Raw genomic sequence first — 13,811 nt, forward strand, 5'->3', positions numbered from 1 at the left:
ATGGAATTACTGCATACGCTGGCGGCAAGGAGTCAGAAAATCGTCCAGGAAAGCCTGCTCGGCCTGCTGGCGCGCCTTGCGCTGGCCGCCACGTTCTGGCTGTCGGGGCAGAGTAAGGTTGAAGGGCTGACGATCGATATTCTGGGCGGCGAGCCGCTGCGGCTGGGGATACCGCACCTGACCAGCGGTGCGCTGGCGCTGTTCGCCACCGAGTACCAGCTGCCGCTGCTGCCGCCGGCCATCGCGGCCACCCTGGCCGCCGTGGCGGAACACCTTTTCCCGCTATTGCTGCTGCTCGGCCTGGCGACGCGCTTTTCCGCGCTGGCGCTGTGGGTGATGACGCTGGTGATTCAGGTTTTCGTCTACCCGGACGCCTGGCCGGTGCATATTATGTGGATGAGCGCGCAGATCTATCTGATGAGCTACGGCGGCGGCAGGCTGTCGCTTGACCACCTGCTGCGCCGGCGCTGAAGCGCATGGCCTAGCGCTTGGTCGACCGATCTTTACCCTGGGCGAAAGCCGACGTGATACCGCGCAGATCAACCAGCTGCCGCTGAAAGTTGCGACAGCCGGAGCAAAACAGCAGATGGAAACGCAGCGCCGCCCGCTGGGTCAACGGCAGCGGCGCATCCTGCGCCTGGGACATCAGGCGGGTCGCACGGTGGCAGTTAAGCATGTTCGCCTCCTTCACGGCTAAACCAACGCTGTGATAAACACTCCCGCAGGCGCATACGCGCCCGCCACAGCACTACGTTAAGATTAGTCACTGACAGCGCCATTTCACGGCATATTTCCTGCGTTTCCAAGCCGATAAATTCACGCATCATAAAAGCCCGGGCGTTTTTAGCCGGCACCTGCGTCAGGCACAGCTCGAAGATTTGCCAAAACTGCGCCTGCTCGCAGGATTCGTCCGGCTGATGCCAGCGCTGCGGCCGTTCATCCGCCGGCCAGTGCCCCTGCGCGTCAAACAGCGCCTCAAAGTCTTGCCGATCTTCCTCATCGACGGATTGCACCTCCGCCTGGCGATAGCGCTTACGCAGCGTATCGGCGATTTTATTGCGCAGAATCGCAAACACCCAGCTTTTCCACGCCGCCCTGCCGGCAAACGAACCCGCGTTTTTCATTGCGCCTTCAAAGGCTTCCTGCACCACGTCCTCCGCCTGATGAAAATCATTAAGCTGCAGGCGAGCGAATTGCAGCATCTGCTGCTGTAATTCGGCAACAAACTGAGGATCGGTTAACGGGCTATGCGAATTGGGCATAAGGCTCTGCAACGGCTGACGGATAGTTGACGATTATAATAAAACTCCCGGATAAAATCGCTAAATAAATCAGGAATATTATATCACTTTTATGCCGTGCGAATATCTGCCTGCACGTCATATTATAAAAAAACAACCGCGACGCGATAAAAATAATATAAAAAAACCATTTTTTGCCACATCGCCAGCGTCAATAACAAATACAATAAAAAACCTGAAAACAGGCAGGGATATTGGCGGAGGCTAATTTACACATTATCACAACAAACGGTGATAATATGAAACCTCGTGACACATCTTGTAGTAACCACAGAAACAACCACCTGAATAAAATGAATATTCCCGTGAAACTTGCAATTCTCGCTGCGGGTATATTAGAGTAGCGCCCCCGAATAATCCCCAACCTGACGTTATTACGTTAGTTTTATGTTCTTATTTTACATCAGGACAACAAATACGATAAATATCACGCAACTATTTTGAGGAAAATATGACCTCCCAACACTCTCCAACCACACTACCGAATGAGCACCTCCCTCTCAACAATAAATCGCCGGAATTGACCGTTGACGACATTACTATTGTTGATAGTGATATGCTCAAACGAGCCGTCGGCGCCGCTGCGCTGGGCAATGCCATGGAATGGTTTGATTTTGGCGTTTACAGTTACCTGGCGCTGGTCATCGGTAAAGTGTTTTTCCCTAACGCCAGCACGGCGGCGCAGCTGATCGCCTCCTTCGGCACCTTCGCCGCCGCCTTCCTGATCCGCCCGATTGGCGGCATCGTGTTCGGCCGGATGGGCGACCGCATCGGCCGGCAGAAAGTGCTGGCCATCACCATGATCATGATGGCCATCGGCACCTGCTGCATCGGCCTGATCCCCAGCTACGCCTCCATCGGCATTCTGGCGCCGGTGCTGCTGTTGCTGGCCCGCCTGCTGCAGGGCTTCTCCACCGGCGGTGAATACTCCGGCGCCGCCACCTTTATCGCCGAATATTCGACGGATAAACGCCGCGGCTTTATGGGCAGCTTTTTAGAGTTCGGCACCATCGGCGGCTACCTGCTAGGCGCCAGCCTGGTCACCATCCTCACCTCCGCACTGTCCGCGCAGGCAATGATGGACTGGGGCTGGCGTATTCCGTTCTTTATCGCCGCACCGATGGGGTTAATCGGCTTTTACTTCCGCCTGAAGCTGGAAGAAACGCCGGCCTTCCAGCAGCATATGGCGCAGCAGGAAGCGCTGGAGCACAGCAAGCCGCGTCTTAGCCTGCTGCAGATGCTGAAGAAGTACCGCGTCTCTATCCTGAAATGCGTAGGGCTGGTGCTGCTGTTTAACGTCTCCAACTATATGCTGACCTCCTATATGCCAAGCTACCTCAGCGGCATTCTGGGGCTGGGGCAGCTCAGCAGCCTGCTGCTGGTGATGGTGATCATGTTCGTGATGATGCCGCTGACGTTGTTCTGGGGTTACACCACTGACCGTATCGGCCGCCGTCCGGTGATCGCACTGGGCGCCGCCGGGCTGATCCTGCTCGCCATTCCCGCCTTTATGCTGCTGGCTTCCGGCAATCTGCTGGCGGTGTTTGGCGGCCTGGTGATTCTGGGCGTGCTGCACTCCTGCTTTAGCGGCACCATGCCGGCCACGCTGCCCGCGTTATTCGTCACCGACGTGCGCTACAGCGCGCTGGCCATCGGCTTTAACCTGTCGGTCTCGCTGTTTGGCGGCACCACGCCGTTAATCACCGCCTGGCTGGTGGACACCACCGGCAATATCATGATGCCGGCCTACTATATGATGGGCGCCGGGGTAATCGGCATTATCACCGTGCTGACGCTGCGCGAAACGGCCAAGAAGCCGCTGCGCGGCTCCCCGCCGACGGTGGCCAGCACCAAGGAGGCCCACCATCTGGTGAAAAAACTGCGGCTGCGCCGCAAGGCGCTTCGTCAGGCAGAAACCAACGCCTCCTGACGCTGCCGAGGCTAAACACAGGGCCGCCGATTTATCGGCGGCCTTTTTATTGGCCGCCCGGCAGATAGTCATGACGAAGTGTGTGGTTACTGCTACAATGCCCGCCGCTTTGGAGGATGAAATGCCCGTTAACCCGCGATTAAAACGAGCGCTTATCGCTTGATCCGGCAGTGTTGATGAACGGAAACACTGCCACAGACAACACGTTCCGTGGCCTTTTCAATGTATTAATCGAGAAGTTCCATGTCAGAAAAACACTGGTCAAAGATCGAACTGTTACACCAAACGGTGACCAACCCGAATATTATCGTTAAAGGCAGCCACAGCTATTACAGCGACTGCTGGGACAATGGCTTTGAACGCGACGTGGTGCGCTATCTGCACGGCGACGCCTACAGCCGGCAGTGGGAGCCGCTGGGCAAGCTGGACCGCCTGCTGATTGGCAACTTTGTCTGCATCGCCGCGGAAACGGTGATTCTGATGGGCGGCAACCACACCCACCGCACCGACTGGCTGAGCCTTTACCCGTTTATGGCCAGCATTCAGGCCTCTTACCAGCCCAGAGGCGATACGCGGCTCGGCGACGGTTGCTGGATCGGCATGCGCGCGATGCTGATGCCCGGCGTCACCATTGGCGAAGGGGCGATCGTCGCCGCCGGCAGCGTGGTGACGGGCGACGTCGCGCCTTACACCGTGGTGGGCGGCAACCCGGCCCGGCCGATTAAACGGCGCTTTGCAGACGAAACCATCGCGCGCCTGCTGGCGCTGCGGATTTACGACCTGCCGGAAGAGGATATCGTCAGCATCCAGCCCTGGCTGGCCAGCGATGATATCGCCGCGTTAGAGCAGGCGGTAAGCCGTCTCGCTTCACCCGCTGCCTGACGGCAGATAAAAAAATGCAGGCCGTAAGGCCTGCATAGCTATCATCATTATCTTGCGCCGTAGGGCGTGCTACCACTGCAGCTCCATCAGCCGGCACTTAATCACCAGCTCCTGAGTATTATTAACGTTCAGCCGCCGCATCACGTTGCGCTTATATACGCTGACGGCACGGTGATGAATGCTGCACTCCTGCGCCACGCGCCAGGTCGGCAGCCCTTTGAGCAGCAGCTTAATCGTTTTTCTCGCCCCGGCGGAAAATGCCTGCGTATCGTGATAACGGTATTCACGCAGCATTTTGCCGTCCGCCTTACGGCGGATCACAAATCTTAAGCGCTCTTTGATTTCCACGACGGGCAATGAAGCATGGATAAAAAACATGTCGCCAATGCTGGCAATACCGGACAACAGGCGATAATGCCGCTCATCGCCAATCACGATATTCTCCGCATTTCTCTTCATCTGTTGGATATAGGATAAAACATCCTGAAACCCGCTCAGCACCCAGATAGCGGGCAGCTGCCGCTCTGTCGCGTCCTCATCCGCCAGCAGATCCTCCAGCAGCAGGCTCAGGCTGTAAATATAATAGTTGTCATTACCGTACAAGGGGAAAGCAGTCTGGCGATTCTTATCAACCCCGCCCGTTTCTTCCGTGAAAAAAATGTCCATAAATCATTACCATTAATGCCGGCGATATCGAAAAACATCGACAACCAGTAAAACACGCTGTTATTTTATTTGCTTATTTTGCTGCACGGCGCATCCACGATTTTATTTTCGCCGCAAAAACAACAGTCAGAAAAATATATTAAAAAAGGTGACAATTAAAAAGCGTAGAGATGAGGGATACGTCAAAATAATACGACATACCATAATGACGCCAGAAAAACAGTTAATAACAGAGAAAATGAAAAATAACCATCACTATTATCTTCCCTTAAACCAGCCACGGAGGCCTAATGCAACAAGCGGCGCAGCTTTATTCCTCATCGCGTTTTTTTGAATCATACTGTGCAAACAAATAACGATCAACATTAACGATCAATAATAAAAAAACGATCGGTAAAACCAATGAAAAAACTGATCAAATAATACAATGTCGATCGTTCCAACCTATCAATAATAAGATATTTCCATAGGAGTAATCGAAATAAAAGACAAAAAACGCCGTGTAATGCAAAAAAAGTGCTGTTAAATCATGCGACTTATAAACCTATAGAGTTATCACCCTACCAAAACAGGGTGACAGCACGTTTTGCAAAAGAATATTCCTATCCACAAGAAACATCCCCAAAAAAACCTGCCCCCTTCTCTTCCTCCGCTCCTTACTGCGGTGAGAAAGGATGCCTTCCTGTGCTCAGGCAGGCGCATGCTTTGCATAAAGTTCTAAAAATGTAGGACGATGACCAATAAAGTAGGCCGCCGTCCCACGGCACGCGGCAAGGTCCTACAAAAATAAAAGAATAGTCCAAATCATTAAGTGACACAGAAGGAGTAAGTTAAATATCCAAACGTCAAGGAGGTTAATATGGAGTTCATTAGCGCGGTCTGTCTTTTCTCTCTCAGTATTTTTTGCTTTTATAAACACTACCGGTTTACGCAAAGATATAAAATCTACGTCGAGCGACGCTGAGAAGCGCATTGGCAGAGTCAAAACCACTCAATCCTTAACTGCAGCAAGTCGATTTTTCGCAACACGCCGAGTTTACGAAAGGCATTATACTTATGGCTGGCTGCAGTTTTCATTTTAATATTATGATTACGCGCAATCCTGCACAGCGGTAACCCTTGCAGCACATCAATCATGACGTTCTTCTCTTGCAGCGTCAGCAGGCGTACTCTCTCTTCCCATAGAAAATCACGCACTTCTTCCTCATAGGAACAGAGTCTTTCGCTGATTACCTTACGGTGTTGCAGCACGCGGTTAATCATGCGCACCATATCAGACAACGGCTCCCCCTGATAAATCACCGACAGCGGCAACTGCCGGTAAAGCCTGCCCGCCACCGCTCGGTTATTGTCCACCAGCGCCGCCCCCTTAACGTCCGGATAGACGTTGAAAAATGAAGATATAATGCGTAACTGCTGCGGCGAGTGGGTCATATTGCGCGACAGATAAAACAGCACAATTTCGCGGTTAACGTCCGGCCGTCGTCTGATCATGCCGCCAATATCCGGTGGTGACATAGCATCATATAAAACGCGCCCGGAATAATAGGCATTAAAGAAATAGTGAAAGGTCTGTGTCATAGAATGGGTAAAATCAACCAACAATACCTTTTGCATACCGGCATCCTGTTTATTTTTATTGTGGTGTAAGATAATTAATTAATCATTGCAATGGGACACATAAAATACATGCCCCATAAAAAAGCAACAACCACTTACAATACAGTTTACATCAAATATAACATTAGCCACCTAATCATATGACATTGTAAATGTCACCGTACCATTCGCCTGACCACTATTTATACGATCTCTCGTCTGATAATATTGAGCTATAAATGGCACATCAATATTCCCATTACTGCTTGGCGTTAACACATAAATATCCGAACCTATTGGTACGGGAAGATCATTATAAATAATCTGTATCCCTACGCCTTCAGCTGCACTACCGCTCGTTGGCGGATCCAGGGCAATAACACCTGTAGCGCCAGAACCATCAGCTGTACCGTCAAACCTGACGCTAACTCTAGTGTCTACACTACAACGTAAAGAGATATTAAAGTCCGTAGGTTGAGCGGTGTCTCCCGGCCCAGAAAAACGGTTGCTAGGAACAATACCCAAGGGAACATTAATAGCGCTGTTACTGACAGAACACCCACCGATCACCCGTCCTGTAACATTAAGGTTTTGCACAGGCAACTGTTCTGCGACCAATATATTATTAACCTGATAACTAAGATTTCCTGACTCGACAAACTCCGCTGTCTTTATTAATTCAACTCTTACCTGTATATATCCAGAGCCATAATTATAGTCAAAATTTTCGCTGGTATTATAAAATATCCGCCATGTAAAAGGGGCGACTGTTGGCGTGGTTGGTGTTTCATGGTAAATTGTATCGCTCCACATACTGACACGAATCCCCAGTCCGGGAATATTTGTCCGATACACACCACTATACCCACTTTCCGGACTTCCGCTCATGCTGCCATAAATATTAAAGCGCGTATATGCGCCACACCGGATACCGAAATGACTACCAACACTATCAAGGGAAACAGTTCTGGAGAAAACAACCGCCCCTATATTTTGTTCTGCCAGGTTATTTAACGTTCCAACATTAATATTCATTGTCCCAAGACTCCCCGTATACCAATTGCATGCAGCCATTAGCTGTAGTGGAGTAAAAGACACACCCAACAAAAATATATACACCATTCGCTTTATCATCCGCTCACCTCTTTACTTTATGCTTTAGCATATTATTTAATGAAAAGTTAAAATTCCGCAGAAATATTAAACACCTCGCATATGAAAAATAAAACCAGATCAAACTGTCATTTAAAACATACTAAAAACAATAATCCATAGCTTAACCGCATAGCATTAATCTGGTTTTATATCACTATCAAAAACCTTTACTCATGAAACCTGACTTTTATAAACAATCACTTGGAATAATGCTCCATGACACCTAAATCACTTTTTCTGCACGTCTACAATACGAATCTGATAGATCATCGTCGCCCCTGGCGGGATCTTCGGCGGCAGACCACGATCGCCATAGGCTTTTTCCGGCGGAACCATCAGCTGCAAGCTGCCGTGATTTTCCAGCTTACTCAGCGCGGCGCGGAACACGGCCGGATAAGCATCCAGCCGTTGCGATAAAACTTTGCCACTGTGTTCCATATCGCTAATCACGGTACCGTCCGGCAGGCTTTCCTTAATAACGACATCCACCGTGCTATCCGCTTCAATTTTTCCGCTGCCGGCATACTCAATGTGATACCAGGCGCCGTCAGGCAGCGACTTCGCGCCCTTTTTTTTAAAATCGGCCAGATAACGTTTACCTGCGGCCAGCGCCTGCTCCTTCTCTTTTTGCTGATGCTGATTGACGGCGACGGCGCTGTCATACAAGGCTTTATTACGCGCCTTTTCATCCAGCCGATATTTACCGCTGAAGGCGTCGTGAACGCCCGCCAGCACCCGTTCACGATCCAGAGATACGCCCTGCGCCGCCCGATCGGCCAGCAGCTTGAGCATATCGCCCCCCAGCGAAGCGCCGACCGCATAGGCCTGCTGCTGCGGCTCGCTATCCAGCACCGGCGGCTGTTTTTCCGCCTGCAGCGCCGCCAGCTTCTCCGCGCTGTCATGCGCCCGACGCTCTGCCGCTTCCCGCTGTTCACGCCCGTTATTCATCTGCAGCGTCAGGGTGCTCAGCTCGGCATGCTGCTTTGCCAGCAGCTGCCGGCTGTCCTGCAGCTCACGCTCTTTACCCTGCAGCGCCTCCTCGGCCTGAGTAAACCGCTGTTGCGCATCCGTCATGGCGGCTTTCTGCTGCTGCCAGTGAGCTTGCTGCTGCTTGAGCGCCTGCTGCAGCTTTTCCACCTCCTGCAACGCCGCATCATTGACCGGCGGACGCTGCTTCAACGCCTGCAGCTCCGCGCGCAGGGCAGCGATTGTTTTTTCCTGCCGCCCCATCTCCGCCTGCTGCTCGCGCAGCGTTTTCATCAGCCGTGAAGCCTCGCCGTTTTTTACCGCAGGCGCCGTCGGCGCAGAAGTAGGAGCAGGCAACGCCGGCGTCCGCTCGGCATAGTTCAACAGCGCCGGAATATCGCTGTTTTGCTGAGTAATCGAGGTCAGCGTCTGCAGCCCTTCATTATCAACAGCGTTCCCGCCGGCCGAGGCCTGCGCCGCCAGCAGGCAAAAAGAGAGTAACGTTAAGCGCGCTTTCATGGCGTCATCCTCTCCGCCCGCCGCACCAGGCCGTTCATTACTTCATTTTCAATATCGGCGCACACCTTATTGGTTTTGAACTTGTACAGCGCGTCAATGGTGTCTTTGGTGCCGCCGCTGACCTCGCCGCGCACGGCGCTGTACTGCGCGACGGAGCCGAGCAGTGAGTCAAAATACGCTTTCTTCTGCCGGTATGACTGCGGATTAATCTTCTGCAGCGAATCCAGCGCCTTACGGCACTGCTCAATGGAATTCACGGATTTAGGCGGCGGCGCTACCGTTGCTTCTGCCGGCGCTGGGGCCGCCTGCACCGTCGGCGTCGGCGCCGTCGTCTCTTCCGGAGCAGACAGGCAGCCGCTCAGCAACAGAGAAAATGCGGCGCAGCCGCACAGGCGTAAGGCGCGCCCGCGCTGATGGAAAAGGGCAATCATCATGAGAAACTCTCTTGCAATGGGAGCGGAAGCTCCCTCAAAGAACCAGCCAAAATGCCAGATACAGCTCGTGAATCAGGGGAAACGTTGACGTTAACGCGGCGACGGCGCATTCCGACGCCAGCGCGTTAATCGCCAGGCCGGACAGCAGCCCCAACAGGGCGCCCGCCGCCGCGGCGACGAGGCCAATCAGCAACACGTGCAGTACAGCCAATGCCCGACGGCCAGCACAATACTGAAGGTTACGCCGCATCATTCCGCCTCCGCCGCCGTTAACGTGCACGCCCCCCGATCGCATCAGCGTTTAGAAAACGTAGGCGCTCTCGCCGCGGACGTTAATATCTACCCGGCGCTCCGGCGACAGGCAGTCAATCAATGCGTCACGCTGATGAACGCCGTCGCACTGGCTGCCGGTCATGGCGTCGCTGATGCCCATGCCGCGCGCATTAATATTGGCCGGAGAAATACCGCTATCGCTCAGCGCTTCCGCCACCGTGCGGGCGCGACGCTGCGACAGATCCAGGTTGTAATCCGCCGCCCCCAGCCGGTCGGTGTAGCCGTAGACATCGACGCGCAGATTATCCAGCCGCTGGGCGCGCAGCCCCTCGGCGACGATCTGCACTTCCTGCAGGCCGTCCGGCGTCAGATCGGCGCGGTTAAAGGCAAACAGCGTGTCGGCCTTCAACGTGATGGTTTTCACCTCCAGTTCAGGCTCGCGCGGTGGAACGATCGGCGCTGCCGTCTGCTCCGGCGCGCCGAAGCGGTACAGCAGGCCGAGGCTGGTCTGGCCGTTATCCGCCGTCACGCCGCTGCCGCCGCCCTCGCCGACGTTGGCGGTGTACTGATACTCCAGCCGCAGCGCCAGATTGTCACTCAGCGCCAGCTCGGTGCCCAACGCCGCCATCGGGCTGAGGCCGGTATCCACCGTGGAGCCGCCGGCCCGCTGCACATCGCTGCGCCAGCCCATCGCGCCGCCGCGCGCATATACATCCCAGCTCGCCGTCAGCGGCGCGCTCAGTTTGACGCCCAGCTGTATCCCCTGCGCTTTCAGCCGCCCGCCGCTGCCGTTGCTGCTGGTGATCTCCATATTGCCGAGGTAGTCATAGCCGCCTTCCAGCGCCAGCCAGTCGTTGGCCTGGTAGCCGAGAAACACGCCGCCCACCGCGTTGCTGCCCTTGATGCCGTAACGGCTGCCGCCGACGGCATCCGGGCTGAAGCCCTGTGGAATGGAAGCGTTGTAATAATCTGACCAGCCGGCCTTGATGCCGGCGTACCAGCTTTCAGGCTGACCGGCCGCCTGCGCGCCGGCGGTAAAAGCGGCCAATACCAAACTGAGTGCTGCCGTCGTTTTCTTCATGAGAATTCCTTGTCGTTAAATAGTGGTGGCCCTTTGCCGTGTAAAAAGAAATCTCTGTTCCCACAACGCAACGGGAAAATGGGAACAGAGAAATGAACCTCCTTGTTCAGGCACGATGCAAACGGAACCGGTATAAATATGCCTACTTACCATCACGGGGAATAAAGAGAATATTCCCTTTTCAATAATGACCACACATCAGAAACATGGGCTCATTAAAAATAAATAACCGCCTTTAACTATTTATTAGCGAAGGATCTAGTTATATTTCATCGTGAATATCACGGAGGCATTCACCATTCCGGCGCCCCCCCTTGCGTCTAATAATAACTCGCTAATCGTTAGCGAATGCCACGCCAGAAACCCGTCTTTTAATGTTGAGAAAATAGAACATTATTGATCTGCAACGCCGTTTATAAACACCGGGCGTTAACCGTTAATACGCTCTCCGATACGCTTTTATTTTTCGCATCATTATCCAGTGTGAAGCTGGCCCGGCATGTTTTATCCGCGCCGTTACCCCACTTCGCCGTCAGACTGCCCTGATTGGCTATCCCGCTTAAATAAACCTGACCATCGTTGCCGACAATGCCGGTGTTGGCCTCATCGCCATCCACGGATACCGTAGCGCCGAACGGCAGCGGGCGGCCGTTTTGCGTCAGCGTCATCAAGACGCGCTGCCCCACCCGGGTGCTGAAGTTGGCCAGCACCAGCGCGCCGGCGGTCGGCACCACGCTCTGTACGTTAGTGTCGATATCCACATCGTCGCCGAGCGAACCGGGGTCGAGTGCGACGCGGCTGCGTTTGTAAGGGTTCAGATACGGCACCACCGCATAGCCGCGCCAGTCGGTATAGACGCCGGTCTGGTTCTGCACCTTGGCGTCATCCGCTCCCGGCGCGCGCACCAGAGCAAGCGCCGCCATCTCGCCGGACAGCGGCTGCGACAGCGTTACGCCGTACGGATGCGCCACCACTGCGCCCTGTAAACCGTAGCTCAACTGCTGATAACCGCGGCTGTAGTTGTAACCGCCGTTGACCTGCGCATAAGGGCCGCGGTAGTTGCCGTTCAACGATCCGCTGTTGCCTTCACCGTGGGTGCCGTAACTTTCCGTCACGCTATAGCTGAGGTTATTGTCCGGCAGCGCGGTACCGCTGAAGCCGGTCTGATAGCGCGCGCGACCGCTTTTATCCACCGTGGCGCTGGCGTTGGCGTAGGTGTTCGGCAGCCAGCGGCTGAGCGGAATGCTGACGTTCAGCGCCAGCTGCTGGTTGTTATCATTCTGCCGGCCGGGGTAGGCGCTGTAGGTATACAGCAGCGAGTAGTTGATGCCGTTCCAGCCGTTGTTATAGCCCACGCTCAGGTTGCGCTCGTAGCCCGCGGCGTTCCAGTAATCCTGCTGATAGCCGGAGAACGACAGCGCGCCCCACTCGCCGCCCATCAGGTTCTGGGTCAGATTCAGCTGCAGCTTGCTGCGCTTGTTGTTGCGCATATTGAAGAAGTTGTTGTCATTAAACAACTGGTAGTCCGCCGCTTCACTGAAGGTGTAGAAGCCTTTGGTGGAGTAGCGATAGCCGGCCAGCGTCACGGTAGAATCGGTGGCGGCGATCGATTTGGAGTACTGGAAACGGTACGACTGCCCTTCTTTATTGCTGCCATCGCTGAGCGTGGTATACGCCTGGGTGGCGTCCAGCGAGAGAGACCCCAGTTCGCCCAGGCCAAAGCCCAGACCAAACGCCAGCGCGTTATAGTTGTCGGAGGTCTGGAAGCCGCCGTAGGCGGTCACATCATGCGGCAGGCCGTAAATCAGCGTCGCCTGGCCGAGGATCGGCTCCTCGTTGTAGTGATTCGGCGCGCGATATTTACCGACGGTAAACGCGTACTTCGCCCGCCCTTCGCGCTGCATCACCGGCACGTTGGCGAACGGCTGAATAAAGCTGCGTTCGCTGCCGTCGGCCTCGGTGATGGTGACCTGCAGATCGCCGCTCGCCGAGGTGGGGAACAGATCGTTAATGGTAAACGCCCCCGGCGGCACGTAGGTCTGGTAGATCACCGTGCCGTTCTGGCGGACGGTCACCCTGGCGTTGGAGTTGGCGATGCCGCGCACCGTCGGCGCAAAGCCGCGCAGGCTGTCCGGCAGCATGTTGTCGTCCGAGGCCAGCTGTGCGCCGCGGAACTGCAGGCTGTCGAACACGTCGGACGGCGTATAGCTGTCCCCCAGCGTCAACTGTCCTTTAATCACCGGCACGTCGCGCTGCAGATAGGTGTTGATGGAGTCCCACTGGCTCTGCGCGCCGTCACCGCTGCCGCCGCCGCTGCTGTAGTTCCAGGTGCTGTAGTTGCGCAGACGCCACGCCCCCAAGTTAATGCCAGAGCGCAGGTTCAGGAAATAGTTGTCGTTACGGCCTTGCGCCGCGTCGCTCCAGCTATTGCCGCCGGTGAAGCTGTATCCCAGCAGCAGCGCCGGCACTCCGTTATCCCAGTATTTCGGATCGACCGCGCCCTGCGCCGTCAGGTTCATCGACGCCTGCGGCACGGTGATCTCCAGACGTTGGCGGGAAAAGTCAAAATGGGTGGTGGCCTGCGGAATATATTTTTCCAGATCGTCAATCGACGTATCTGGCGCGACTCCCTGAAACGCAGGCAGCGACGCCAGATTAACCCCCCAGTCCGCCAGCAGGGCCGGCGTCAGCTCCGGCTGCAGCCTGCCGCCCTTGCCGGCGACAAACTTGATATTCTGGGTATCCTGCGGCTCACCGTTAATCATAATATCGACGCGATAGTCGCCGGGCGCCTGCCCCCCGGCCTGGGTAAACTGCGACAAATCCGCCGGCACGCTCATCGGATTGTCAATTTCCAACGCGCGCACGTTAAATTCATCGCGCGCCTGCGCCTGCGTCGGCACGCTCAGGGCAACGGCAATCAGCACCGCCAACGGCGTCGGACGCCCTTCCGGTCCGCTGACGCGGGGTAAAGCCGAACATACATTGATGGTCATACCTGAAAA

The 13,811-nt window shown here is 54.9% G+C and carries 13 protein-coding genes; 3 read left to right on the forward strand and 10 right to left on the reverse strand.

Features of this window, described 5'->3' with window-relative positions; translation table 11 throughout:
• Nucleotides 1-471: a DoxX family protein gene (locus tag I6G83_RS03155; RefSeq protein ID WP_054305830.1), complete on the forward strand. Its 471-nt coding sequence runs from the start codon at nucleotides 1-3 to the stop codon at nucleotides 469-471.
• Nucleotides 472-481: 10 nt separating this feature from the next.
• Here I6G83_RS03155 and I6G83_RS03160 read toward each other — a convergent pair whose 3' ends face one another.
• Complete coding sequence (locus I6G83_RS03160) at nucleotides 482-676, reverse strand: zf-HC2 domain-containing protein (RefSeq protein WP_054305829.1); 195 nt, start codon at nucleotides 674-676, stop codon at nucleotides 482-484.
• Nucleotides 669-1,262 carry an RNA polymerase factor sigma-70 gene (locus I6G83_RS03165; RefSeq protein WP_054305828.1) on the reverse strand — a complete coding sequence of 198 codons (594 nt, stop codon included), beginning with the start codon at nucleotides 1,260-1,262 and terminating at the stop codon, nucleotides 669-671. The genes I6G83_RS03160 and I6G83_RS03165 overlap by 8 nt, the downstream gene beginning before the upstream one ends.
• Nucleotides 1,263-1,752: 490 nt before the next feature.
• On the opposite strand from I6G83_RS03165, the gene proP reads away from it, so the two are divergent.
• Together proP and I6G83_RS03175 are read left to right on the forward strand one after the other, a co-directional pair.
• On the forward strand, nucleotides 1,753-3,231 hold the full coding sequence (proP, locus tag I6G83_RS03170; protein ID WP_054305827.1) for a glycine betaine/L-proline transporter ProP: 1,479 nt from the start codon (nucleotides 1,753-1,755) through the stop codon (nucleotides 3,229-3,231).
• Between the two features lie 243 nt (nucleotides 3,232-3,474).
• Nucleotides 3,475-4,113, forward strand: a complete 639-nt coding sequence (locus I6G83_RS03175) for a CatB-related O-acetyltransferase (protein ID WP_054305826.1) — start codon at nucleotides 3,475-3,477, stop codon at nucleotides 4,111-4,113.
• Between the two features lie 69 nt (nucleotides 4,114-4,182).
• Here I6G83_RS03175 and I6G83_RS03180 read toward each other — a convergent pair whose 3' ends face one another.
• The 8 genes from I6G83_RS03180 to I6G83_RS03215 form a co-directional block, all read right to left on the reverse strand.
• The gene (locus I6G83_RS03180) at nucleotides 4,183-4,779 is read right to left on the reverse strand and encodes a helix-turn-helix transcriptional regulator (RefSeq protein WP_054305825.1); all 597 of its coding nucleotides are present in this window, start codon (nucleotides 4,777-4,779) and stop codon (nucleotides 4,183-4,185) included.
• A gap of 981 nt (nucleotides 4,780-5,760) precedes the next feature.
• A complete protein-coding gene (locus I6G83_RS03185; protein ID WP_054305824.1) occupies nucleotides 5,761-6,396 on the reverse strand; it encodes a helix-turn-helix transcriptional regulator in 636 nt (211 codons plus the stop codon).
• Between the two features lie 135 nt (nucleotides 6,397-6,531).
• Nucleotides 6,532-7,413 (reverse strand): fimbrial protein, encoded by an 882-nt coding sequence (locus I6G83_RS03190; RefSeq protein ID WP_161805780.1) that lies wholly within the window; start codon nucleotides 7,411-7,413, stop codon nucleotides 6,532-6,534.
• A gap of 348 nt (nucleotides 7,414-7,761) precedes the next feature.
• On the reverse strand, nucleotides 7,762-9,018 hold the full coding sequence (locus I6G83_RS03195) for an FKBP-type peptidyl-prolyl cis-trans isomerase N-terminal domain-containing protein (RefSeq protein WP_054305823.1): 1,257 nt from the start codon (nucleotides 9,016-9,018) through the stop codon (nucleotides 7,762-7,764).
• The gene (locus I6G83_RS03200; protein ID WP_054305822.1) at nucleotides 9,015-9,452 is read right to left on the reverse strand and encodes a hypothetical protein; all 438 of its coding nucleotides are present in this window, start codon (nucleotides 9,450-9,452) and stop codon (nucleotides 9,015-9,017) included. Before I6G83_RS03200 ends, I6G83_RS03195 begins: the two co-directional genes overlap by 4 nt.
• 34 nt (nucleotides 9,453-9,486) lie before the next feature.
• The gene (locus I6G83_RS03205; protein WP_156484026.1) at nucleotides 9,487-9,663 is read right to left on the reverse strand and encodes a hypothetical protein; all 177 of its coding nucleotides are present in this window, start codon (nucleotides 9,661-9,663) and stop codon (nucleotides 9,487-9,489) included.
• Nucleotides 9,664-9,753: 90 nt separating this feature from the next.
• Complete coding sequence (gene ompA, locus I6G83_RS03210) at nucleotides 9,754-10,806, reverse strand: porin OmpA (RefSeq protein WP_072186104.1); 1,053 nt, start codon at nucleotides 10,804-10,806, stop codon at nucleotides 9,754-9,756.
• A 413-nt stretch (nucleotides 10,807-11,219) separates the two neighbouring features.
• Nucleotides 11,220-13,802: a fimbria/pilus outer membrane usher protein gene (locus I6G83_RS03215; protein WP_072186103.1), complete on the reverse strand. Its 2,583-nt coding sequence runs from the start codon at nucleotides 13,800-13,802 to the stop codon at nucleotides 11,220-11,222.
• Nucleotides 13,803-13,811 lie beyond the last annotated feature (9 nt).

This window comes from Serratia rubidaea (assembly GCF_016026735.1).
Classification (GTDB): domain Bacteria; phylum Pseudomonadota; class Gammaproteobacteria; order Enterobacterales; family Enterobacteriaceae; genus Serratia_B; species Serratia_B rubidaea.

Excerpts from the sequence above, each read along its gene's own strand:
- I6G83_RS03185 (WP_054305824.1), bottom strand. The coding sequence starts at position 6,396 with ATGCAAAAGGTATTGTTGGTTGATTTTACCCATTCTATGACACAGACC.
- I6G83_RS03160 (WP_054305829.1), bottom strand. The coding sequence starts at position 676 with ATGCTTAACTGCCACCGTGCGACCCGCCTGATGTCCCAGGCGCAGGAT.
- I6G83_RS03165 (WP_054305828.1), bottom strand. The coding sequence starts at position 1,262 with ATGCCCAATTCGCATAGCCCGTTAACCGATCCTCAGTTTGTTGCCGAA.
- proP (WP_054305827.1), top strand. The coding sequence starts at position 1,753 with ATGACCTCCCAACACTCTCCAACCACACTACCGAATGAGCACCTCCCT.
- I6G83_RS03190 (WP_161805780.1), bottom strand. The coding sequence starts at position 7,413 with ATGAATATTAATGTTGGAACGTTAAATAACCTGGCAGAACAAAATATA.
- I6G83_RS03215 (WP_072186103.1), bottom strand. The coding sequence starts at position 13,802 with ATGACCATCAATGTATGTTCGGCTTTACCCCGCGTCAGCGGACCGGAA.
- I6G83_RS03195 (WP_054305823.1), bottom strand. The coding sequence starts at position 9,018 with ATGAAAGCGCGCTTAACGTTACTCTCTTTTTGCCTGCTGGCGGCGCAG.
- I6G83_RS03200 (WP_054305822.1), bottom strand. The coding sequence starts at position 9,452 with ATGATGATTGCCCTTTTCCATCAGCGCGGGCGCGCCTTACGCCTGTGC.
- ompA (WP_072186104.1), bottom strand. The coding sequence starts at position 10,806 with ATGAAGAAAACGACGGCAGCACTCAGTTTGGTATTGGCCGCTTTTACC.
- I6G83_RS03155 (WP_054305830.1), top strand. The coding sequence starts at position 1 with ATGGAATTACTGCATACGCTGGCGGCAAGGAGTCAGAAAATCGTCCAG.
- I6G83_RS03180 (WP_054305825.1), bottom strand. The coding sequence starts at position 4,779 with ATGGACATTTTTTTCACGGAAGAAACGGGCGGGGTTGATAAGAATCGC.
- I6G83_RS03175 (WP_054305826.1), top strand. The coding sequence starts at position 3,475 with ATGTCAGAAAAACACTGGTCAAAGATCGAACTGTTACACCAAACGGTG.